We start from the raw sequence: 21,720 nt of genomic DNA, 5'->3' as shown, positions 1-21,720 counted from the left end.
TCCCTCCCAAAAACCCCACAAGGAAAGGACACCGAAAATGGTGCACGCCCAATTTGATCCGACCGCTCGACAGGCCCTGGCCACCGCAGCCGTGGAGGCCAAGACCCGCAAGGACCTCACCTGGCAGCAGATCGCGGATGCCGCCGAGCTCTCACCTGCCTTCGTGACCGCCGCTGTCCTCGGGCAGCACGCGCTGCCGGCCCAGTCAGCCATCGCGGTGGCCGCGCTGCTCGGCCTCGACGACGATGCCGCAATGCTGCTGCAGACCATTCCGACCCGTGGCTCGATCCCCGGCGGTGTCCCCACCGACCCGACGATCTACCGCTTCTACGAGATGCTCCAGGTCTATGGCACGACGCTGAAGGCATTGGTCCACGAACAGTTCGGTGACGGCATCATCAGCGCCATCAACTTCAAGCTCGATGTGCGCAAGGTCGCCGATCCCGAAGGCGGGGAGCGCGCCGTCATCACACTGGACGGCAAATACCTTCCCACCAAACCCTTTTGATCGATTCCGATAACCGAGGAGGCCCCATGGACTTCGCACAACGCACCATCGACATCGCACGCCAGAACGTCGCCGAGGGCGGCCGTCCGTTCGCGACGGTCATCGTCAAAGACGGCGAGATCCTGGCCGAGAGCCCGAACCTGGTTGCCCAGACCCACGATCCCACCGCACACGCGGAGATCCTCGCGATCCGCAAGGCATGCACCGAGCTCGGCACCGAACACCTGACCGGGGCCACGATCTATGTCCTGGCCCAGCCCTGCCCGATGTGCCTGGGCTCGCTCTACTACTGCTCGCCGGACGAAGTCGTGTTCCTGACCACCCGGGACGCCTACAAACCGCACTACGTCGACGATCGAAAGTACTTCGAGCTGAACACCTTCTACGACGAGTTCGCCAAGCCGTGGAATGAACGCCGGCTACCGATGCGCTACGAACCTCGCGACGCCGCGGTCGATGTCTACAAACTCTGGCAGGAGCGCAACGGCGGCGAACGCCGGGTGCCCGGAGCCCCGACCTCTACCAGGCCTGCGAAAAGTCCGCGTGACGAGTGATCCACGCATGCATGGCAATTCCCGCCGCGACTCCTGCGTTGATGCTGCGGGTCGACCCGAACTGAGCGATGGAGACCGTCACCGCCGCGCCGGCCTGTGCCTCCGGCGTGATGCCCGGGCCCTCCTGCCCGAAGATCAGCAGGCAGTCGCGCGGTAGTTCGGTCTGTTCCAGCCGCACGGCGCCGGGCACGTTGTCCACCGCGACGACGGTCAACCCGGCGTCGGCGGCGAACGCCAGCAGTTCGGCGGTGGTGTCGTGGTGACACAACCGCTGATAGCGGTCGGTGACCATGGCACCCCGCCGGTTCCACCTGCGCTTCCCCACGATGTGCACGGTGTCGACGGCGAAGGCATTGGCGGTGCGTACCACCGCACCGATGTTGGCGTCGTTGCCGAAGTTCTCGATCGCGATGTGCAGCCGATGCCGGCGCCGGTCGATATCGGCGATGATCGCTTCCCGGGTCCAATACCGGTAGGCGTCAACGACATTGCGGGTATCTCCGTCGCGCAGGAGCTCGGGGTCATACCGTGCGGCGTCGGCACCGGTGGGTAATGGCCCCTCCCACGGTCCCACGCCCGGGGACTCTCCCCACTCAGTGGGGCCGACGGCCTCAACCACGGGTGGTCCACAGGGCAGCGTGGGTGCCGATCACGGAAACCGAGGCATACAGCAAGGCCGCGGTCATCTCCCCCTGCGTACACAGCGAGGCCCGCACGTTGACGGCCTCACGCGAGGCCTCGGGCAGGATCAGCACCGACGAGCCGTACGCCGAGCAGGCACGGCTGAGCCCCGGCGGCGGCAGCGATGGGCCGGCCACCACCATCAGCGGACCGCCACGTGCCGCCGCATCGTCGGCATAACGCTTTGCCGCGCCATCGATTTCGAGACCCATCAGCATGTAGCCCTTGCCGTTGAAGGCGGTGGGGTCGCCCATCGCGGTCGGTGCCAGTTGTCCGCCGTCGGCGCTGAACGCGTCCACGCTGGTGGACTTGAGGGTGACCCCGGCATCGTCGACGCTGGTGGGCAGCACCCCGACCGGGAAGGCTGCCGGATAGGCGATCGTGGTGCCCGCGATCCGCTCGCGCGGCGAGTACACGTACACCCCGCGTACCTGACTCTGGTCCCGCTGCGGCCCCAAGCAGACTGTGCCGCTGAGCTTGTCGGGTGCCGACGCGGCCAGTGGCCGCAGGCCCAGGTTGGTGAGGCCGTCGCAGCCGTGCAGCGCGTCGGCCTCGATCGGATGCGCCAGGGCGCCGTACAGGCCGAACCGGATGTCCTCGGGTTTGGCGTGCGCATCGCCGGAAGCCGAGCCCTCGACGTCGATGAGTACGTGTTCGGAGTCGAACCGCAGATCCGACACCTTCAGGTTCCAGCCGAGGATGTCCAGCGATTCGCCGAGCTGGGCGGTCGACGCTTCAAAGGTGCGCGCCGGTTGATCGGATGAGCATCCCGCGGTGACGACGAGAAGTACCGCCATCACCGCCGCGATCAGCGCCCGCACTGCCACGTCAGTTCTGTTCTAAGTTCTCCCACGACCTTTTCCCACTGCTTTTGTCATGGCGCGCACCAGGTTTCGCGGAACCAGCCGGCCCCCGGTGGTGAGCACCTTGTACTGCAGGCCGGGCACGATGACCACCTTGCCTGCGGCCACGTCGGCCAGGCAGTCACGCACCACGTCCTCGACCTGCAGCCACAGGAACGACGGTGTGCCCGCCATGTCGATGCCCGCGCGGGCATGAAACTCGGTGTGGACGAAACCCGGGCACAGCGCGTGCACGCCGACCCCGGTGCCGCCCAGTCCATTGGCCAGCCCCTCGCTGAACGAGACGACCCAGGCCTTGGACGCCGAGTAGGTCGATCCGCGTCCGGGCACCAGCCCGGCGACGCTGGCCACGTTGATGATCGTGCCGGTGCCCGCGTCGATCATCGACGGCAACACGGCGTGCGTCAGCTCCATCACCGCGGTGACGTTGACATCCAATTGGGCCTGCAACTGGGCCAGCTCGGCGGTCCAGAATTCACCCGACGTGCCGAACCCGGCATTGTTCACCAGCACCTGCACGCCGGCCCGCAACCGATCGGCCACCTTCGCCCGGTCCGGAGCGCATGCCAGGTCGGCGGGAAGCACCTCGACGTCCACGCCTGCCTCGTCATGCAGTTCGGCAGCGAGTTGTTCCAACCGGGCGCCGTCGCGCGCCACGAGGACGAGGTCATAGCCGTCACGCGCGTACCGGCGGGCGAACCCTGCGCCCAGACCCGAGGTCGGTCCAGTGATCAGCGCAACGGGACGAGGCATGCCGACAGGTTACTGAACTGTTCCGTTGCGCCGGCTAGCGCTGGTAGTGCGGTGCGTGGCGCCCGTTGCGTGCCGGCGGCGGGGTCCGACGGACCGCGTCCGGGCGGCCCGGCTCCTGGCGCGGTTGCGTATAGCGGCTGATGTCACCACGTCCGGGTGCCGAGTCGGCCCGGCCCGGCGGCAACTCCCGGCGGCCGGCGGGGGTAGGCGCCAAGGGGCGGCTGGGCGAGCCCGCGCGACGCGCCAACGCCGCCTGGCTGCCCTGACCCGACTGCGGCGCCACACCGTTCTGCGGAACCGGCGGCAGCACCCGCAACAGGTCGTTGAACTGGCGCACGGTGCGCAGCCCCTCGTCCCATTGAGCACGGGTGCTCGTGACCGGCATGCTGACGAGCGTCCAGTTCTGCTCGTTCCACATGATCTCGGCGCAATCGGGCGCGGTGTGGGCGAATGTGACCATCCGGCGGTCGCAGGCACGGCGAGCGGCGTCGAGGTTGGTGGAGTACACCATCCGCGGGCCGATCGCGCCGAGGAGCCAGATATCGCTCTCCCGGGGTTCCTTGATGCCCTTGAGCCGCAGATCGACGACCACGTTCGTGCCGACCTTGCGGTGAAGTGCGATCACCGTCGCCACTTCTTCGATGTCAAAGATGAACACCGCCTCGCCACGGATCTGGCCGAGTACGACGTTCTTGGCCGTGACGTCACCGACGGTCGACATCACCCCGCGCTTCCAGCGCTTGAGGATCTCGTGCGACTCGTGCTCGTAATCGAAGCCATGCGACTTCGCCCACGACTTGCGGCGCCGTCCCAACCCACGTCGACGGTCGATGTCGACGTACAGCAGCACCGCCGCACCCACGAAACAGAGTGCGGACAGCGTGAACCAGAGCGGGACCATCGGGCATAGCCTACTTGTTGACAGCGGGAAAGCCCCAGCCTTGTGAGGTCACAACCCGGTTACTGGTGATCAGAGCGCTGTGACCGAGACTCTTCTAGGTACGTGACGATCGCGTTGGTCAGTCCCCGCCGGGCCACGTCGAGGTCGATGAAGCTGCCGAGTTGACGCTCGGAGGTGATGCCACGCATGGCGCCGGGGATGAACGCGGCGACCTCACGGACCCGCTCGGGGTCGACACCGAGGTCGGCGAAGGCCTGCTGACAGGTTTGTAGCCAGCCCCGCCCCCAGGACGACAGCTCCGCGGCGGTCTTCGGATAGAGCCGTTCGAGTTCGGCGGGATCCCGCGGCAGGGACGCACGCAGATTCTCGATCGCGCGTGAATCGCCTGCGGTCAGTCCGTCATAGAGCAGGTCGATGATGGCGGCGACGCGCTGGCGCAACGATGCAGCGCTGTCGTGGTGACTGAACATCCCGGCGCGACGCTCGGCGGTGCGCTGCAGCACGGCGGCCCAGAACCCGTCGATGTCGCCGAACTGGTACTTCACCGCACCCCAGGTGACGCCGATGTCCTTGGCGATCCGGTTGGCCGAGACCGCGCCAGGATCGCCGGTGGCCAGGGTCTTGCGGGCGGCTTCCAGCATGTTCTCGCGCGTGGCCTCACCGCGCCGGTTGGTGCGGCGCGCAACAACGTCGGCGTCGGTCATCTCCCAGAGGCTACCCCCTTTTTCACAGAACCCTCTTCCAAAGTTTCACAGAAGCTCCTACGATTCCCGTCATGGCCAAACCGCCGTTGTCGATGAAGCCGACAGGATGGTTCCAAGTCGCCTGGTCGGACCAGATCGACGTCGGAGCTGTCCATGCCATGAAGTACTTCGGCGAGGAGATGGTCGCCTGGCGCTCGGAGTCCGGGCAGGTAACCGTGATGAACGCCTTCTGCGAGCACCTGGGCGCCCACCTGGGGTTCGGCGGCCAGGTGGTCGGCGAGGTCATCCAGTGCCCGTTCCACGGCTGGCAGTGGAACGCCGAGGGCCGCAACGTGTGCATCCCGTACCAGGACCGGCCCAACCGCGGCCGCCGCATGCGCACCTACCCCGTCGCGGAACTCAACGAGGCCGTCTACATCTGGCACGACATCGAGGGGCGGGAGCCGTTCTTCGACGCACCGGACGTGTTCGCGTCGTTCGCCGACGGCAGCAGCGCCGCCGACTACTACCCCCAGCAGCGACTGTTCCGCGAAGGGCTCGAGCTGCATCCGCAATACGTCCTGGAGAACGGCGTCGATTTCGCGCACTTCAAGTTCGTGCACCAGACCCCGATCGTTCCGGTGTTCACCCGCCACGACTTCGCCGCACCGATCTCCTATGTCGACTTCACCATCACCTTCGAGGGCGACGATCAGCAGTCGATCGACGACGTGCGCAGCGGCGTCGAGGCGATCAACGGCGGCCTTGGCATCGCGGTGACCAAGAGCTGGGGAATGATCGACAACCGCACCATCTCCGCGGTGACCCCGGTCGACGAGTCCACCTCCGACGTGCGGTTCATGGTCTACATCGGCCGGACCCCAGGCAAGGACAGCCCCCGAGCAGCCCAGCGCGCCAACGAGTTCGGCGACGAGGTGATCCGCCAATTCACCCAGGACATCCACATCTGGTCACACCAGCGCTATTCCGACCCTCCGGCGCTGGCCACCGCCGAGTACGAGGGCTTCACCGCAATCCGCAAGTGGGCCATGCAGTTCTATCCGGACGGGCTGGGCGGCAGCGCAGCCGACCTGGCTTCCGGTGGCGGAGCCGCCAATCCAACATCAGGGAGAAAGGCCGATTTCATATGACCGAGAAGATCCGCGTATTTCAGGTCGCCACCGGCAATGTCGGCACCGAGATGATCAAGCGCATCGGCAAGCGGCCCGATCTCGAGCTCATCGGATTGCATTGCTATACACCGGAAAAGGTCGGCCGCGATGCCGGTGAGATCGCCGGCATCGATCCGATCGGAGTGACGGCCACCGGGTCGATCGACGAGATCATCGCGGCCAAGCCCGACGTGTTGACCTTCCACGGCGTGTTCCCCGACGAGGACCTCTACGTGAAAGTCCTCGAAGCCGGGATCAACATCGTCACCACGGCCGACTGGATCACCGGCTGGCACCGCGACACCAATCACCCGCATCCATCCGGAAAGCCGGTGTCACAGCTGTTGGCCGAGGCGTGCGAGAAGGGTGGGTCGACGTTCTACGGCACGGGCATGAACCCCGGGGTCAATCAGATCCTGGGTGTGGTGTGTTCGGCCGATGTGGCCGAGATCGAGAACGTCACCACCATCGAATCCGTCGACGTCTCATGCCATCACAGCAAGGACACCTGGATCGAGGTCGGCTACGGCATGCCCGTCGACGACCCGTCGATCCCGGGCAAGCTGCGCAAGTACACCGAGGTCTTCGCCGACAGCGTGCTGATGATGGCCGACTGTTTCGGACTGGAACTCGACGAGGTCAAGTTCAGCTACGAGCTCGGCGCCTGCACCAAGGACGTCGACCTCGGCTGGTACACGCTGCCCAAGGGATCGCTGGGCGGCAACTACATCAAGTACCAGGGCATGGTCGACGGTGTGCCGCGCGTCGAAACCCATCTGGAATGGCAGATGACCCCGCACACCGATCCGAGCTGGGATATCAAGGGCTGCTACATCACTCAGATCAAGGGCGATCCGTGCGTCTACAACAAGCACATGATCTTCCCGAAACCCGGTGTGGACCTATCCGATCCGGACTCGTTCGCCTCCATCGGCATGACCGTGACCGGGCTGCCCGCGCTCAACGCCATCGCCTCGGTCGTCAAGGCTCCGCCCGGGTTGCTGACGAGCGCCGACGTGCCGTTGCGCGGCTTCGCCGGCCGGTTTGCCCTCTGAACCGGGCCCGAATCCCTCAAAAATGGACAGCGGGTGCCGAGTGTGCGCTCAGGGCGGTCGATCGACTGTGCGGCCGCCCCTGACGCACAGTCACCGCCGTGCGTGCACACTCGCCTGCGCAATGACACAAAAAGTCCCGCCACACGTGTTGTGTGGCGGGACTTTTCGCTTGTGAATCAGCCCAGCACGAGGCTTTCGCCGTCCGCGCTGACGTTGACCGGCACCACGTCTCCGTCGTGCACCTCACCGGCCAGCAGCTTCTTGGCGAGTTGATCGCCGATGGCCTGCTGCACCAGGCGGCGCAGCGGGCGGGCACCGTACAGCGGGTCGAACCCACGGTCGCCCAGCCACTTCTTGGCCTCCAACGACACGTCCAGCGACAGCCTGCGCTGCGCCAGCCGCTTGTCGAGCTGCTGCAACTGGATGTCGACGATCGACACCAGCTCATCGGGCTTGAGTGCCTCGAAGATCAGCACGTCGTCGAGCCGGTTGATGAACTCCGGCTTGAACGCGGCCCGCACCGCCGCCATCACCTGCTCCGGAGTGCCGCCGGCACCCAGGTTGGAGGTCAGGATCAGGATCGTGTTGCGGAAGTCGACCGTGCGGCCCTGACCGTCGGTCAACCTGCCCTCGTCGAGCACCTGCAGCAGCACGTCGAACACGTCCGGGTGGGCCTTCTCGATCTCGTCGAACAGCACCACCGTGTACGGACGCCGACGCACGGCCTCAGTCAGCTGACCACCCTGGTCGTAGCCGATGTATCCCGGAGGCGCACCGACCAGGCGGGCCACCGAGTGCTTCTCGCCGTACTCGCTCATGTCGATGCGGACCATCGCCCGCTCATCGTCGAACAGGAACTCCGCCAACGCTTTTGCGAGCTCGGTCTTACCGACGCCGGTCGGGCCGAGGAACATGAACGAACCCGTCGGCCGGTTGGGATCGGCGACACCGGCGCGCGACCGGCGCACCGCGTCGGACACCGCGACCACGGCCTCGGTCTGGCCGATGACGCGCTTGCCCAGCTCCTCCTCCATGCGGAGCAGCTTGGCCGTCTCGCCTTCGAGCATGCGCCCGGCCGGGATGCCGGTCCACGCCTCGACCACATCGGCGATGTCGTCAGGGCCGACCTCCTCCTTGAGCATCACGTTCTCGCGAGCCTCGGCTACCGGCAGCGCGGCGTCGAGCTTCTTCTCGACCTCGGGGATCCGCCCGTAGCGCAGCTCGGCGGCCTTGGCCAGGTCGCCATCGCGTTCGGCCCGGTCGGCCTCACCGCGCAGTGTGTCGAGCTGCTCCTTGTACTCGCGGACGACGTCGATGGCGCTCTTTTCGTTCTGCCAACGAGTCGTCAGCTCCGCCAGCTTCTCCTTGTAGTCGGCCAGCTCACCGCGCAGCTTCTCCAACCGCTCCTTCGACGCGTCGTCCTCTTCTTTGGACAGCGCCATCTCCTCGATCTCGAGGCGACGGACCAACCGCTCGACCTCGTCGATCTCGACGGGCCGCGAGTCGATCTCCATGCGCAGCCGGGACGCGGCCTCGTCGACCAGGTCGATGGCCTTGTCCGGCAGGAACCGGCTGGTGATGTAGCGGTCACTCAACGTGGCCGCCGCGACCAGAGCGGAGTCCGTGATCCGCACACCGTGGTGCACCTCGTAGCGGTCCTTCAGGCCGCGGAGGATGCCGACGGTGTCTTCGACCGACGGCTCGCCGACCAGCACCTGCTGGAAACGACGCTCCAGGGCGGCGTCCTTCTCGATGTACTTGCGGTACTCCTCGAGGGTGGTCGCGCCGACCAGTCGCAGCTCACCGCGGGCCAGCATGGGCTTGATCATGTTGCCCGCGTCCATCGCGGACTCACCGGTGGCGCCGGCGCCGACGATGGTGTGCAACTCGTCGATGAACGTGATGACCTGGCCGGCCGAGTTCTTGATGTCGTCGAGGACGGCCTTGAGCCGTTCCTCGAATTCACCGCGGTACTTGGCACCCGCCACCATCGAGCCGAGGTCCAGGCTGATGACGGTCTTGTCCCGCAGGCTTTCCGGCACGTCGCCTTCGACGATGCGCTGGGCCAAGCCCTCGACGATCGCCGTCTTGCCGACGCCGGGCTCGCCGATGAGCACCGGGTTGTTCTTGGTGCGGCGGCTCAGCACCTGTACGACGCGGCGAATCTCGGTGTCGCGACCGATAACCGGGTCGAGCTTGCCTTCGCGGGCGCGGGCGGTCAGGTCGGTGGAGTACTTCTCCAGCGCCTGGTAGCTGCCCTCGGGATCCGGGCTGGTGACGCGGGCGCTGCCGCGCACCTTGACGAATGCCTCACGCAGCGCCTGCGGAGACGCGCCGTGATTGGTCAGCAGCTTGGCGACGTCCGAACTTCCGGTGGCCAGGCCGACCATCAGGTGCTCGGTGGAGACGTATTCGTCGTCCATCTCGGTCGCGAGGTTCTGCGCGGTGGTGATCGCGGTGATCGATTCCGGCGACAGCTGCGGCTGTGAACTGGAGCCACTCGCGCTCGGCAGGCGGCCGATGAGGCGCTCGGCCTCGGTGCGGATGGTTGCGGGCTCGACTCCGACCGCTTCCAGCAATGGTGCGGCGATGCCGTCGTTCTGCGTCAGCAACGCCATCAACAAATGGGCGGGGGTGATCTGTGGATTGCCTGCGGCGGTCGCCGCCTGCAACGCCGAGGTCAGCGCCGCCTGGGTCTTCGTGGTCGGGTTGAACGAGTCCACGACACCTCCCCTTCTATGTCTATCCACGGCCTTTTCGACTACGTGGAAAATGCTTGTCGCGTTGTACAACGTAGTCAAGGTTGAGTCTGTTCCGCTCAACTTTAAAAATTTTCGGCAGGCAGACTCGACCACGTGCACATCGCCGTCGTCGCCGCCTCCGCCCCCAGCCACATGTACCCACATCTGGCGGTGGTCCACGAACTGGTGCGACGCGGACATCGGGTGAGCTACCTGGTCGGCGGCCATCTGGCAGGCCTGGCGGCACCGACCGGAGCCGACGTCATCGCCTGCACCTCGGTGCTGGCGGGGGCACCCGGGGCGCCCGAGTCCTTCGACGAAGCCGACCCGGTGGCCGGCATGCGGATGTTCTTCGACGAGGCCGTACACGTCCTGCCCCAGGTGCACGGCGCCCTCGACACCGACCGGCCCGACCTGGTGCTCTACGACATCGGCGGCATGGCCGGACCCGTGGCCGCCGACTCCTGGGGCGTGCCCGCGGCGCAGTTGTCACCCAGCGAGGTGGCCTGGGAGGGCTATCACGACGACATGGCCGAGATCCTTGATCCGATCTTCAACAGTCCGGCCGGACGGGCCTATCGAGAAGCATTCGAGGCGTGGCTCGGCGATTCCCGGTCGGGATTGACCTTCGACGAGGTGACCGGCGCACCGCGCCGCTGCCTGGTGTTGATCCCCCGAGTGATGCAACGCAACGCCGAGCGCGTCGGCGACCGCTACCGGTTCGTCGGGCCGTGCATCGACCCTCGACGGGTCGATCCGGGCGACTGGACACCCCCGCCCGGCGACGGCCCGCTGGCACTGCTGGCCTTCGGCACCGCCTATACCGAACGAGCTGACGTGTACCGCAACGTGATCGAGGCTCTCGACGGGCAGGGTTGGCGCCTGGTGTTGGCGAAGGGCCGCGCCGACGTCGGTCCGGTCCCGTCGTGGGTTCAGGTACACCAGTCCGTTCCCCAGCCGGCCGTGCTGCAGCGGGCCGACTGCTTCATCACCCACGCCGGAATGGGCTCGTGCACCGAAGGTCTGTGGTTCGGCGTGCCGATGGTGGCGATGCCGCAGTCCGTCGACCAGCCGGCCAATGCCGCGCGTTTGGAGGCCATCGGAGCGGGCGGACACCTACCGGACCACCTGCCCGGCGTGACGGAAATTCGCGACGCGGTGCTCGGTGTCACCGCCGATCAACAGATCCGGCGCAACCTCGACGCCATCCGCGCGGACATCCGCGCGCACGGCGGACCGGAATATGCCGCCGACGCCGTCGAAGACATCGCCGCGGGTTGCTAGGTTTTTGCTCATGACGGAGAGCTGGGGTTCGGTTTTCGCCGAACTCATCCCGCTGGCCATGGTGGTGGCGCTGTCGCCGCTGTCGATCATCCCGGCGGTACTCGTGCTGCACACCCCCCGCCCGCGGCCGACGGGCCTGTCCTTCCTCGCCGGATGGTTCCTCGGCCTGGCCGCGCTCACCGCCATCTTCGTCGGCGTCTCCGGACTGTTCGGCCGGCTCGACGAGCCCCCGACGTGGGCGTCGTGGCTGCGCATCGTGGTCGGCGCCGCGTTGATCGCCTTCGGTGTGTACCGCTATCTGACCCGGGCCAAGTCAGAGCACAGCCCCAAGTGGATGGCCAGCCTGAGCAAGCTCACGCCGGTCCGGGCAGGTGCCGCGGGCCTGGCGCTGACCGTGGTGAACCCCAAAGTGCTGTTCATCTGCGTGGCAGCAGGTTTGGCGATCGGCAGCGCCGGGCTCGGTCAGCCAGGGGTTTGGGCGGCGGGGCTGTACTTCGTCGTGGCCGCCGGATCGACCGTGGCCTTGCCGATCCTGGCGTATGCGGTGTCCGGTGAGCGCTTGGACCCGGCGCTGGGCCGGCTGAAAGAATGGATGGAACGCAACCACGCGGTGTTGGTTGCGGCGATTCTCGTGGTGATCGGCCTCCTCGTGCTCTACAAGGGAATTCACGCCCTATAGGCGACGCATTCGGCGCAGATCGGGCTACGGTGTGCGCATGTCCGAATCCGGTTTCGGTGATTTCGAATTCGAGCGGAAGTTTTTTGTCCGCGAATTGCCCGCGGCGGCAGCGTCAGATCCCGCGCCTGCCCTCATCGTGCAGGCATATCTGTTCGCATCCGATGGATACGCGGTGCGCGTCCGGGTACAAGGCCCCGCACCCGCGGAATTGAATGCCACTCCCGCCCAGCTCGTAGCGACATTGGGCGAGGATTCGCTCGGGACCATGACCGCCAAAGGACCCGCCGTCGGCGGCACCCGCTACGAGGCCGAACGCGAGCTCGATCCATTGATCGCTGCGCAGATCGTGGGCCGATCCGAACATGTCATCGCGAAGGTTCGCTATTCGATGTGGCTGGGCGAAGACGGCTGGATCATCGACCAGTTCCTCGGCAGAAACGCACCGCTACTGCTCGCCGAAGTCGAGCGCGGCGGCCCCGTGGTCGACCTCGCCATTCCCGCATTCTGCGTTTCCGAGGTGTCCGAAGACGACCGGTTCCGCAATGAGCATCTGGCGCATCACCCATTCAGCGCCTGGGCCGACGAATACCGGGGTGAACTAGAGCGCCGCGGCCCCACCTTCGTGAATACGTTGGGGCGGAATCAATTCGAAGGCAGCTGAGGGCCGCGGCCCTGTGCGATCGCGTAGTGCATCGCGTTGTGAACCGAGTTGAGCATCGCCTGGTAAGCAGCGATCTGGCTGTTGGCTTTGTCGTAGATCTTGCGAGCGTGCCCCGTTGCCGGGCGGACATTCGTGCCCCGCTGCCGTTGATAGATCTCGATGACCCGCTCGCAGCGGATCGCCTCGTCGGCCAATTCGTCATAGGGCGCCTCGAACACACGATTGTTCGGCCATCGCGCCCAGAACGCTTCGGAGTGGGTGAACAGCCGCGCCCGTTCGGCATCCAGTCGTTCGCCTGCCTCTGACGGAATCATGGCCACGCCAATCGCTCCGGCGGCAAAGAGGGCAGACAGCACCAAACCGATTGTCAGAAAGGTGAGGAAGCTCTTGGGTTCATGAGAACCCGCAGCAAGCACATTGTCGAACATCGACTTACCGTCCACGGGAAGCAACGACATTCATCGCATTGACAACTGTGGTGATCCAGCTGCGGACGGCAGCAATTTGGGTATCAAAATCGCCGCCTCGGCCTCGCCGCGCAAGATCGCGCCGCTGCCCCAGGACAAAGACGATCCGCCAAGAACGCTCGGCCTCAGCTTCCAGCTCCGCGTACGGCGCCTGCCACAGCAACTGCGCGGGCCACCGGTTTCTGAACTGGGATGATTCGGCTACTAGCCGCGCTTCCAGCGCATCCAACTCCTTGGCTACGCTGCGGCCGGCCCAAATCTGCACCAGCACATAGGTTGCGCCCATCACACCAATGGCCGCCAACAGCCCGAGCCATTCCTCTGGTGTGCTCGGCAGCCGTCCACGGGCGACAAACTCCATTGCCGCTTCGTCCCCTCGCACGGCCACAGCCTAAACCGGGTCCGGCCACCTGGACTCACGCGTTGTATGGCCGGGCCTGCGGGCCCCTACCCTGAGCGATCGCGTAGTTCATGGCGCTACGGACGGTTGCGAGCATCTGCTGATACATGGCTTCCTCGCGTTCGAGCTGCTGACGGAACTCAGCGCGTAATTCCTTGGCCCGCTTCTTCTCCGTCAGCGCCGTTTTCACACTGAGCTTCAGCCTTTTGCCGCCGACACTTCTGATCAGCTCGTCGCACCTATCAGCTTCAGCTGCCAACTCACCGTACGGTGCCACCCAAAGCCGATCTCCCGGCCAGCGCGCCCAGAACGCTGAGGAGTGCGTATACAGGCGGGCGAGCTCGCGATACGAGGCCTTTCTGCTGTACCAATCGATCCCAAAGAAGAAGGCAGCACCGCCGATGATGGTTGCCAGTCCGATAAGCGCAAAAGGCACGGACCCCTCGATGAAGGAACCTACGTCGAAGGTAGCGCTCGACGTCACCACGAATCCCCCGCACCGGCAGCCTGCCGATCTCGCGCGGCGGCTGCGTTCAATGCCGCCACCACGCTGTCCAGCCACTGACGCACAGCGGCAACGTCTGTAGATGACTCCTCAGCACCGGATGCCTCCAACTGACGCTCCTCGAGCAGAAGAATCAACAGCCAACACCGTTGCGCCTCCTCGTCCAACTGGTCATAGGGCGCGCAGTTGAGTTGGCCAGCCGACCAGCGGGCACGGAACTCAGCCGACGCCTTCGCCAATTGCCGCTGGTAGGCCATCGGCCGATTCGTAGTGAACCACCAGCAAATCCAATACACGGCCGGGATGACCACTGCCGCCAAGAGGATTAAGAAGATCGCACGAGCCAATGCTTCTTGCGGAGTGTCCGGCCAACTTCGTCCCGACAGCGGGACAAACCCTCCCCCCAGAACCAGCATGTTCGCAGTCTAACCAGGCCACGTCGGCCCAGTACCCCATAGCCGCACCCCTAGCCGGCGGGCCCGATGCTCACCGCTCAAATTGCCGCGCTGAGGTCAGTGATCACGCTGTTAAGGTTGCGAAGCAATAGGGGAAGGGGGCCAATGAGCAAGCTGGAGCACGTCCAGAAGGTTGTCGAGATCGGCTTCGCAGGCAAGGGCTTTTGGGAGCATCTGGACGCCAAGGATTCGGAGGATCCGGCAAAAGCGAGCCTCGCCAAACTCGGCTTTGTGGCAGACGGCATAGGCGCAGCGCAGATGGTCGGCGAGTTTGGCGCGGACAAACTCTTCGGGGTGACCCCTACCAGCTTCAGCTCATACAGCTCGTCGGCAAAAAGGATTCAGGGCTTCGGTACACCCATCATCGGCGCGGCCCTTCTCGCCATCAATGGCATGCAGTTGATGTGCGGCGTCGGCGATCCGGAGACCGGTGATCGGTTCGCTAAGGGAGCAAACGGTTTCAAGGCGATCTCAGACACCTTGGAGCGTGCAATGCCCACCGAGCAGTGGCATGGCAGTGGATCGCAGGCCTACGCCGGTGAGAACGAACGGCAGCAGGAACGTGCAGTCGCGATGGGCAAAATCGATACGGAAGTAAAAGGCATCATTGCCGACGAGGCGCAGCAGATTGACAACACACGTACCGCCCTCGAAATCGTCGCGACGTCGCTGACCATCTGTATCCCGATTGCGATTGTCATTGGAAAAATCCCGCCGACGGGGCCGGCGCAACAGATGGCGTTCGAGCTCGGTGCAGTCGCGGGAGCGATGCCCATCGCTCTAGGGGCATTTGGGACCATGGAGGCGCTGACTCTGGCGAATGCACAGAAGTTCCAGCAAGCAGCCAACGCCTATCAACAAGTTGCTGCCGGCGCCAAGCCCAAGGGAGCTCCGCCAGCGTTCGTATCACCGCCAGGTGGAAATACGACTTCAACACCGTGGTCTCCGTCGGCCGGCTCGTCGACAGGGACTGGGGAAGGATCGATCAATGTCTGACGGCACGCTGGGCGTTACTACCGCCCATATTCAGGAACTGTCTGACGGTCAAGGCATAGCAAAGAAGTACATCGAGCTGACAGCCGAAGTCACCGACGGTGTCTGCGCCTCCATGTTGGTAAATCACGGTCCGGTCTGCGCTGTCAGCATCACCGCACTCGCGATGGCCGACAATGCACGCGCCGCCGCATGCGCAGCGATGGCTGCCGTATCGCAGGATATGTCGGAGAAACTGAAGGTCTCCGCAACACAGTACGACCAGACCGACACCCAAGCCGGAGCAGACATCGGCAAGGAGATGCACCCGAGGTGAGCTTGACCGACCAATTGTGGGCCTGTGGACCACGATGGGATATGACTAACACATGACGCCTCATGGTCCGGACGACTGGGACGACACCGACGCCGACGACAACGGCCTCGACGCGCTCGACTTCGACACCCCGGTGTTCGACGACGACGCCTCCGGACTCGACGCCCTGGACGACTACGGCACCGCCGAGGCCGTCGATCACGGAGTGGGTCTCGACGCGGTCCACGACTACACCAACCACGACGTCGAGGACGAGGACGACGGGTTCGGTGCCATCGACGCCGAGACACCCGCTGAAGACGAAGAACAGATCCCGGTCGTCCAGGCCGTCAATCCGCCTGGCACCGTCACCGTCACCGCCTATCTCAACGGCTCCGTCGCCCAGGTGGACTTGGACCCCAAGGTGACCACCCTGACCGAGGCCCAACTGGCCGACGAGATCCGCTTCGTGGCCGGCGTGGCCGCCAAACGTGCGACGGCGGTGGTGCACGTCGGAGTGGTGAACATGCTCGTCGAGCAGGGCATGGATTTCCGTGAGGCCCGGGATTTCGTGGGCACGAACATGCCGTTCGCCACCCCAGAACAGGCCGGTGAGGCCGAACTCGCGCTCATCGCACGGCATTCCGACCCGCAGCACTGAGCACCTACAGCTCAGGCAGTCCCAGCTCATCCGCGTCGGCAGTGAGGTAGCGGGTCACCGTCGGCGCGAGTAGGCGCACGACGTCCTCGCCGTCGAGTGTCGCCATCGGCGGCACGGCCATCACGTAGCGCAGCATCGCGGTACCGACCAGGCTCGACGCGGCGAGCATCGCCCGCAATCGGGCCTGCTCGCCACCACCGCCGAGCACTCCGGAAACCGCAGTGAGCACGTAGTCCTGCATGAACGATCGAAATGCCACGTGCGCATCGGAATTCGATGTTGCCGATTGGAGCATGACCCGCATGCTGGCCGCGGTGTCGGGTGACTCCCACATCTTCAGATAGACGCGGACCATGCGTTCGCCGATCCCCTCGGGCGGCCCTTCCAGCGCAGCCACGAGCACGTCCGGATCCAGGATCAGGCGCAGCGATTCCCGGAACAGGTCAGCCTTCGAGCCGAACAGATACAGCACCATCGACGCGTCGACGTGCGCGTCCGCAGCGATGGCCCGGAGCGTCGTCTTCTCGTACCCCTCGGCCGCAAAACGCGCCTTGGCGGCCGCCAGCACAGCGTCGCGGGACACCGGGTCACCCTGGCGTCGCCCGCGCCGGCTAGGTGTTTTACCTGGTGAAGCCATACACCGACACTATCATTTCAATGACTGTTGAAAACATTCGAACCGAGCGTTACCCTCACATCAACCGATTAATTCAACATTGGATGAAAAGAGGGAACGATGCTCTCGCCCCAGGCCACGACACCCGTCCACCACGCGGCACCCGAACACGAACCGCCGGCCGCCCTGCGCGCCGTGGGCGTAGTCGCCGTGCTGACCATCGCGATCGCGATCGTCGCCATCGCGTTCGCCCTGCCCGCCTCGCGTTCCAAGCCCAACGACATTCCGATCGGTGCCGCAGGACCCCAGGCCGCCACCAGCCAGGTGGCCGAGCGCCTGGAACAGCAGGCCCCGGGCGCCTTCGCGGTGACCTACTACCCCGGCGAGGCAGCCCTGCGTGAGGCGATCCTCAATCGAAACGTCTACGGCGGCATCGCTTTCGGACCAGAGGGCCCGACCTTGCTGACCGCCACCGGGGGCAGCCCCGCCGTCGCGCAACTGCTCACCCAGATCGGCACCGGCATCGCCGCGCACTCCGGCATGACCTTGCACACCGAAGACCTGGCCCCGCCGACCAGCCAGGATCCGCGCGGCACCGGCCTGGCCGCCTCCGCCCTGCCGATCACCCTGGCCGGGATCCTGCCCGCCGTCGCGCTCGTGCTGGTGTTGCGGCGTGAGGTGTGGACCCGGCTGGTCACCGCGATCGTGTTCTCCGCGGTGGCCGGGATCACCGTCGCGGCCCTGCTCCAGTACGTATTCGGTTCGATCGACTCGAACTTCTGGGGAGTGGCCGCCGGCCTGACATTGGGGATCGCCGCGGCCGGACTGACCGTTCTCGGACTGGGCTCACTCTTCGGCAAGGTGGGCCTCGGGCTGGGCGCCGCGCTGGCGCTGCTGCTGGGCAACCCGCTGTCGGGGTTGACGGCCGCGCCCGAGATGCTGCCCGCCGGCTGGGGCCAGCTCGGCCAATTGTTGCCACAGGGTGCCACCGCGACGCTGCTGCGATCCACCGCATACTTCGGCGGCGCGGGCGCGGACCTGGCGATCATCGTGCTCAGTTGCTGGGTGCTGGCCGGGCTGACGTTGGTGATCATCGCCGCTTTGCGGCGGCCGGGAAGTTCCGCGCCTATGATGCGACGTCGTGGGACTCGATGACCGTCAAGCACTGGAGACGCTCCAGAACGCTGTCGACCCCAAGCAGGGCTCCGCGACGCTGATCCGCGATTTCTACACCCAGTGGTTCGCCACCGACCTCTCGGCCCGCGATCTGTTCCCTCCCGACATGGACAGCCAGCGCGACGTCTTCGCCCGAGCCCTCACCTGGCTGTTCGGTGAGCTGATCGCGCAGCGCGCCGAGGAGCCGGTGGCGTTCCTGGCTCAGCTCGGGCGCGACCACCGCAAATACGGTGTGACGCAGAGCCATTACGACTCCATGCAGGAGGCGCTGTACAACGCGCTGCATCGCCATCTCGAGCCCGAATGGGATGACCGGCTGGCCGAGGCCACCCGCGATGCCGTGGCACTGATCATCGGGGTGATGCGCGGAGCGGCCGACGCCGAGGACTCCCCCGCCTACTGCGACGGCACAGTGATCGAGCACCACCGGGTCACCCGCGACGTCTCGGTGATCCGGCTGCAGCTCGACCAGGCGCTGTTCTACCACCCCGGCCAGTACGTGACCGTCCAGGTACCGCAGTGGCCGCGCCGGTGGCGGTACCTGAGCCCGGCGGTCCCCTCCGACCGGTCCGGGGGCATCGAGTTCCACATCCGATCTGTGCCCGGTGGCATGGTGAGCACCGCGATCGTCGCCGAGACCAAGATCGGGGACCGCTGGCGCATGTCCAGCCCGCACGGCGGGTTGCATGTCGACCGCGACGGCGAAGATGTGCTGATGGTCGCGGGCAGCACCGGCTTGGCGCCGCTGCGCAACATCATCATGGACATGACGTTGCACGGCGAGAATCCGCGCGTGCACCTGTTCTTCGGTGGCCGCTATCCGTGCGATCTGTACGACCTGAAAACGCTGTGGCACATCGCTTCGACGAATCCGTGGCTGTCGGTGACGCCGGTGTCGGAGTACAGCACGGACCCGCCTTGGGCCGGCCAGTATCCGAGCGTCCAGCCGCCGCGCGGCCTGCATGTACGCCAGACCGGCACCCTGGCCGAGGTGGTGACCAGGTACGGCAACTGGGGCGATCGGCAAATCCTCATCTGCGGCGGCCCGGACATGGTCACTGCCACCAAAGCCGCCCTGGTCGAGCGGGGGGCTCCGGCCGAGCGCATCCAGCACGACCCGCTGACGCGCTGAGGATGCCAGACTGGCGCCATGACCGCGGTTCAACCAGTCACCCTGCATGACCCGTCGTCGTCGCTGACGGCGACGTATGTCCCGGCGGCGGGCATGATCTGCACCTCGCTGGCCGACAAGAACACCGGCGTCGAATACCTGGGTCAGCGGCGCGGGTTGCAGGCCTACCTCACCGACGGCAAGACGATGGGCATCCCGATCCTCTACCCGTGGGCGAACCGATTGAGCGCCAATGAATATCGGGGCGACGGCATCACAGTGCGCGTGACACCCGGGGTCAACGGCGTGCGCGCCGACGCGCATGGAGCACCGATGCACGGCGTGCTGGCCGCCAGCCCGGACTGGCAGGTGGTCGAACAAACCGACAACACGCTGACCGCTTCACTGGACTGGGGCGCCCACCCCGACCTGTTGGCGACGTTCCCGTTCCCCCACCGCCTCACTATGGCGGTGGCGCTGGCCGGCTGTGCCCTCACCGTGTCCACGACCGTGGCGCCGACCGCCGACCGGTCGGTGCCGCTGTGCTACGGCTACCACCCGTACGTGACGATTCCTGGTGTGCCCCGGGAAGATTGGCAGTTGCAGACCCCGGTCATGCGGCACCTACTCGTCGACGACCGAGGATTGCCCACGGGCGAATCCCTGGAGTGGCCGGGCGGGGCCAGGCGGCTGGGCGCGACCGAACTCGACGACGGATTCGATGGCGTCGCCCCGGGTGCGGTGTTCACCCTGTCCGGTGGCGGCCACCGGGTCGATGTCAGCTTCGACGAGGGTTACACCGCCGCACAACTTTTCGCTCCGGGCAACGATGCGGTGGTGGGTATCGAGCCCATGGCCGCACCGACCGACGCGCTGCGCCGGGGAGATTACAGAATGGCCGCCCCCGGAAGTCCGGAGACGGCCACCTTTTCGATCAGAGTGGGCTAACGCGCACCTCGGCGCGGTTGCCACAGGACCACTGCTTTGGACGCCACCGAGACGTCGCGGCGCTGATCGCTGAGTTGTTCCACCTGCTGGGTCAACTCGGAAACCCGAGTGCGCAGCGCATCGACCTGATTGGTCAGTTCGATGATGCGCTTGATCCCGGCCAGATTGACGCCCTCGTCCTGCGACAGCCGCTGCACCTCACGGAGCAGATCGACGTCACGCTCGGAGTAGCGACGCCCGCCGCCGGAACTGCGCTGCGGGCTGACCAATCCGAGCCGGTCGTATGTGCGCAGAGTCTGCGCGTGCATGCCGGCCAGCTCGGCGGCCACCGAGATCAAGAACGTGCGTGCTTCCTCTTTCCGCTGGCTCATATGTTGCCTGCCCATCCGGCCCGCGGATCGAAACCGCTGGCCCGTTCGGCTTTCGCATAAGCCTCCAGCGCCTCTGCCGCTTCACCTTCCAGGTTGGGCGGCACCGCGACCTTCACCGTGACCAGCAGGTCACCGTGGCCGCCTGAGCGTTTGGGCACCCCGCGTCCGCGCACCCGCAGGATCCGGCCGTCGGACGTGCCCTTGGGCACCCGCACTCCGACCTTGCCATCCAGCGTGGGAACGGAAAGCGTTGTCCCCAATGCCAACTCGTGGAAGCTGACCGGAACGCTGACAGTCAGGTCGTCGCCGTCCCGCCCGAACACCTTGTCCGGACGCACGTGCACGGTGACGTAGAGGTCGCCCGACGGCGCACCGCGCAGCCCGGCTTCACCCTGGCCGGCCAGCCGGATGCGCTGACCGTCCTCGACGCCCGGTGGAATCCGCACGTTGATCGTGCGGGTCCGGGTCGTGACGCCCGTGCCCTGACATTCGGCGCAGGGGTGCTCGATGATCGAGCCGCTGCCCCGGCATTCGGTGCAGGGTTCGGAGAATCCGAACGCCCCCTGGTTGCGGTTGACCACGCCCGAGCCGTTGCAGTTCGGGCATACCTTGGGGCTGGTGCCCGGCCGCGCACCACTGCCATGACAGTTGGTGCACGGAGCCGGGCTGGTCAGCCGCAGCGGCATGGCCACGCCCTTGGTGGCTTCCAGGAAGGACAGTTCGGTTTCGGTTTCCAGGTCGTTGCCCCGGCGCGGCCGACTCGGCCGCGGTTGCGCACCGCGCCCGAACAACCCACCGAAGAGGTCACCGATGTTGGCGCCGCCGCTCTGACCGGCCGCGTCGAACAGGTCTCCGAGGTTGAATTCGGCTCCGTCGGAACCGAACCCGCCACTGAAGTTTCCGCCCGTGTTGAACCGACGCCCACCCCCGGCGAACAGCCGGCGGGTCTCGTCATACTCCTTGCGCTTCGCGGGGTCCGACAAAACACTGTTCGCCTCGGAAACCGCCTTGAACCGCTCGGCCGCTCCCGAATCGGGATTGCGGTCCGGATGCAGTTCGGAGGCCAGTTTCCGGTAGGCCTTCTTGATCTCGTCGGCGCTGGCGTCAGAGGAGACGCCGAGTTCTTTATAGAAGTCCTTCTCGACCCACTCGCGTTGGGCCATGCGCCACCTCCTTACCTCTTCTCT

At 65.9% G+C, this 21,720-nt stretch carries 26 protein-coding genes; 13 read left to right on the top strand and 13 right to left on the bottom strand.

From position 1 onward, the window contains the following. The first annotated feature begins 37 nt into the window (after positions 1 to 37). The gene (cynS, locus tag G6N57_RS09350; RefSeq protein ID WP_077740200.1) at positions 38 to 508 is read left to right on the top strand and encodes a cyanase; all 471 of its coding nucleotides are present in this window, start codon (positions 38 to 40) and stop codon (positions 506 to 508) included. A gap of 26 nt (positions 509 to 534) precedes the next feature. Continuing rightward, positions 535 to 1,062, top strand: coding sequence for a nucleoside deaminase (locus G6N57_RS09345; protein WP_077740199.1), 528 nt, complete (start codon positions 535 to 537; stop codon positions 1,060 to 1,062). Here G6N57_RS09345 and G6N57_RS09340 read toward each other — a convergent pair. The 5 genes from G6N57_RS09340 to G6N57_RS09320 are packed head-to-tail and all read right to left on the bottom strand — an operon-like array spanning position 1,028 to position 4,964. After that, a complete protein-coding gene (locus G6N57_RS09340; RefSeq protein WP_077740198.1) occupies positions 1,028 to 1,681 on the bottom strand; it encodes a TrmH family RNA methyltransferase in 654 nt (217 codons plus the stop codon). The two genes, G6N57_RS09345 and G6N57_RS09340, sit on opposite strands and share 35 nt — an antisense overlap. Beyond that, entirely contained in the window at positions 1,674 to 2,564 is an 891-nt protein-coding gene (locus G6N57_RS09335) for a hypothetical protein (RefSeq protein WP_077741864.1), read from the bottom strand. The genes G6N57_RS09340 and G6N57_RS09335 overlap by 8 nt, the downstream gene beginning before the upstream one ends. A gap of 18 nt (positions 2,565 to 2,582) precedes the next feature. Then, a complete protein-coding gene (locus G6N57_RS09330; protein WP_077740197.1) occupies positions 2,583 to 3,359 on the bottom strand; it encodes an SDR family NAD(P)-dependent oxidoreductase in 777 nt (258 codons plus the stop codon). A 34-nt stretch (positions 3,360 to 3,393) separates the two neighbouring features. Then, positions 3,394 to 4,260, bottom strand: a complete 867-nt coding sequence (gene ttfA, locus G6N57_RS09325; protein WP_065462403.1) for a trehalose monomycolate transport factor TtfA — start codon at positions 4,258 to 4,260, stop codon at positions 3,394 to 3,396. Positions 4,261 to 4,319: 59 nt separating this feature from the next. Next, complete coding sequence (locus tag G6N57_RS09320; protein ID WP_077740196.1) at positions 4,320 to 4,964, bottom strand: TetR/AcrR family transcriptional regulator; 645 nt, start codon at positions 4,962 to 4,964, stop codon at positions 4,320 to 4,322. Between the two features lie 71 nt (positions 4,965 to 5,035). Between G6N57_RS09320 and G6N57_RS09315 the strand changes: the two genes are divergently transcribed. Together G6N57_RS09315 and G6N57_RS09310 are read left to right on the top strand one after the other, a co-directional pair. Then, complete coding sequence (locus G6N57_RS09315; RefSeq protein ID WP_077740195.1) at positions 5,036 to 6,094, top strand: aromatic ring-hydroxylating dioxygenase subunit alpha; 1,059 nt, start codon at positions 5,036 to 5,038, stop codon at positions 6,092 to 6,094. After that, entirely contained in the window at positions 6,091 to 7,170 is a 1,080-nt protein-coding gene (locus G6N57_RS09310) for an NAD(P)H-dependent amine dehydrogenase family protein (protein ID WP_077740194.1), read from the top strand. The genes G6N57_RS09315 and G6N57_RS09310 overlap by 4 nt, the downstream gene beginning before the upstream one ends. A 176-nt stretch (positions 7,171 to 7,346) precedes the next feature. On the opposite strand, the gene clpB is transcribed toward G6N57_RS09310, so the two are convergent. Next, the gene (clpB, locus tag G6N57_RS09305) at positions 7,347 to 9,893 is read right to left on the bottom strand and encodes an ATP-dependent chaperone ClpB (RefSeq protein ID WP_077740193.1); all 2,547 of its coding nucleotides are present in this window, start codon (positions 9,891 to 9,893) and stop codon (positions 7,347 to 7,349) included. 132 nt (positions 9,894 to 10,025) lie between these two features. Between clpB and G6N57_RS09300 the strand changes: the two genes are divergently transcribed. From G6N57_RS09300 to G6N57_RS09290, 3 genes are read left to right on the top strand one after another with little or no spacing between them, the layout of a single operon-like run. Further along, positions 10,026 to 11,195 (top strand): macrolide family glycosyltransferase, encoded by a 1,170-nt coding sequence (locus tag G6N57_RS09300; RefSeq protein ID WP_234815591.1) that lies wholly within the window; start codon positions 10,026 to 10,028, stop codon positions 11,193 to 11,195. A 10-nt stretch (positions 11,196 to 11,205) separates the two neighbouring features. Then, positions 11,206 to 11,874 (top strand): GAP family protein, encoded by a 669-nt coding sequence (locus G6N57_RS09295; RefSeq protein ID WP_077740192.1) that lies wholly within the window; start codon positions 11,206 to 11,208, stop codon positions 11,872 to 11,874. 37 nt (positions 11,875 to 11,911) lie between these two features. Further along, entirely contained in the window at positions 11,912 to 12,535 is a 624-nt protein-coding gene (locus G6N57_RS09290; RefSeq protein ID WP_077740191.1) for a CYTH domain-containing protein, read from the top strand. Here the strand turns inward: G6N57_RS09290 and G6N57_RS09285 are convergent. Genes G6N57_RS09285 through G6N57_RS09270 form a run of 4 tightly spaced genes read right to left on the bottom strand, consistent with a single transcriptional unit; the run spans position 12,517 to position 14,323 of the window. Further along, entirely contained in the window at positions 12,517 to 12,963 is a 447-nt protein-coding gene (locus tag G6N57_RS09285) for a hypothetical protein (protein WP_133118298.1), read from the bottom strand. The two genes, G6N57_RS09290 and G6N57_RS09285, sit on opposite strands and share 19 nt — an antisense overlap. A gap of 4 nt (positions 12,964 to 12,967) precedes the next feature. Beyond that, the gene (locus G6N57_RS09280; RefSeq protein ID WP_133118297.1) at positions 12,968 to 13,384 is read right to left on the bottom strand and encodes a hypothetical protein; all 417 of its coding nucleotides are present in this window, start codon (positions 13,382 to 13,384) and stop codon (positions 12,968 to 12,970) included. A gap of 34 nt (positions 13,385 to 13,418) precedes the next feature. Further along, complete coding sequence (locus tag G6N57_RS09275) at positions 13,419 to 13,886, bottom strand: hypothetical protein (RefSeq protein WP_133118296.1); 468 nt, start codon at positions 13,884 to 13,886, stop codon at positions 13,419 to 13,421. Further along, positions 13,883 to 14,323 carry a hypothetical protein gene (locus G6N57_RS09270; protein WP_133118295.1) on the bottom strand — a complete coding sequence of 147 codons (441 nt, stop codon included), beginning with the start codon at positions 14,321 to 14,323 and terminating at the stop codon, positions 13,883 to 13,885. The genes G6N57_RS09275 and G6N57_RS09270 overlap by 4 nt, the downstream gene beginning before the upstream one ends. A 144-nt stretch (positions 14,324 to 14,467) precedes the next feature. On the opposite strand from G6N57_RS09270, the gene G6N57_RS09265 reads away from it, so the two are divergent. From G6N57_RS09265 to G6N57_RS09255, 3 genes are read left to right on the top strand one after another with little or no spacing between them, the layout of a single operon-like run. Continuing rightward, the gene (locus tag G6N57_RS09265; RefSeq protein ID WP_162563939.1) at positions 14,468 to 15,358 is read left to right on the top strand and encodes an EspA/EspE family type VII secretion system effector; all 891 of its coding nucleotides are present in this window, start codon (positions 14,468 to 14,470) and stop codon (positions 15,356 to 15,358) included. Then, entirely contained in the window at positions 15,351 to 15,671 is a 321-nt protein-coding gene (locus G6N57_RS09260; protein ID WP_162563938.1) for a type VII secretion target, read from the top strand. Before G6N57_RS09265 ends, G6N57_RS09260 begins: the two co-directional genes overlap by 8 nt. Positions 15,672 to 15,723: 52 nt before the next feature. Then, complete coding sequence (locus tag G6N57_RS09255; protein WP_097925795.1) at positions 15,724 to 16,311, top strand: hypothetical protein; 588 nt, start codon at positions 15,724 to 15,726, stop codon at positions 16,309 to 16,311. A 4-nt stretch (positions 16,312 to 16,315) separates the two neighbouring features. On the opposite strand, the gene G6N57_RS09250 is transcribed toward G6N57_RS09255, so the two are convergent. Further along, the gene (locus G6N57_RS09250) at positions 16,316 to 16,948 is read right to left on the bottom strand and encodes a TetR/AcrR family transcriptional regulator (protein ID WP_077740185.1); all 633 of its coding nucleotides are present in this window, start codon (positions 16,946 to 16,948) and stop codon (positions 16,316 to 16,318) included. Positions 16,949 to 17,047: 99 nt separating this feature from the next. On the opposite strand from G6N57_RS09250, the gene G6N57_RS09245 reads away from it, so the two are divergent. Genes G6N57_RS09245 through G6N57_RS09235 form a run of 3 tightly spaced genes read left to right on the top strand, consistent with a single transcriptional unit; the run spans position 17,048 to position 20,162 of the window. Continuing rightward, positions 17,048 to 18,082 carry an ABC transporter permease gene (locus tag G6N57_RS09245; protein WP_077740184.1) on the top strand — a complete coding sequence of 345 codons (1,035 nt, stop codon included), beginning with the start codon at positions 17,048 to 17,050 and terminating at the stop codon, positions 18,080 to 18,082. After that, a complete protein-coding gene (locus tag G6N57_RS09240) occupies positions 18,069 to 19,235 on the top strand; it encodes an FAD-binding oxidoreductase (RefSeq protein ID WP_077740183.1) in 1,167 nt (388 codons plus the stop codon). Before G6N57_RS09245 ends, G6N57_RS09240 begins: the two co-directional genes overlap by 14 nt. 18 nt (positions 19,236 to 19,253) lie before the next feature. Further along, a complete protein-coding gene (locus G6N57_RS09235) occupies positions 19,254 to 20,162 on the top strand; it encodes an aldose 1-epimerase (RefSeq protein ID WP_077740182.1) in 909 nt (302 codons plus the stop codon). Here G6N57_RS09235 and G6N57_RS09230 read toward each other — a convergent pair. Both G6N57_RS09230 and dnaJ read right to left on the bottom strand, forming a co-directional pair. Further along, positions 20,159 to 20,533 carry a heat shock protein transcriptional repressor HspR gene (locus tag G6N57_RS09230; protein ID WP_036447248.1) on the bottom strand — a complete coding sequence of 125 codons (375 nt, stop codon included), beginning with the start codon at positions 20,531 to 20,533 and terminating at the stop codon, positions 20,159 to 20,161. The genes G6N57_RS09235 and G6N57_RS09230 overlap by 4 nt on opposite strands. Then, positions 20,530 to 21,696, bottom strand: a complete 1,167-nt coding sequence (dnaJ, locus tag G6N57_RS09225) for a molecular chaperone DnaJ (RefSeq protein WP_077740181.1) — start codon at positions 21,694 to 21,696, stop codon at positions 20,530 to 20,532. Before dnaJ ends, G6N57_RS09230 begins: the two co-directional genes overlap by 4 nt. Between the last annotated feature and the right edge of the window lie 24 nt (positions 21,697 to 21,720).

Source organism: Mycolicibacterium boenickei (genome assembly GCF_010731295.1).
GTDB lineage: Bacteria > Actinomycetota > Actinomycetes > Mycobacteriales > Mycobacteriaceae > Mycobacterium > Mycobacterium boenickei.
This window is presented reverse-complemented; position numbering and strand designations above follow the sequence as displayed.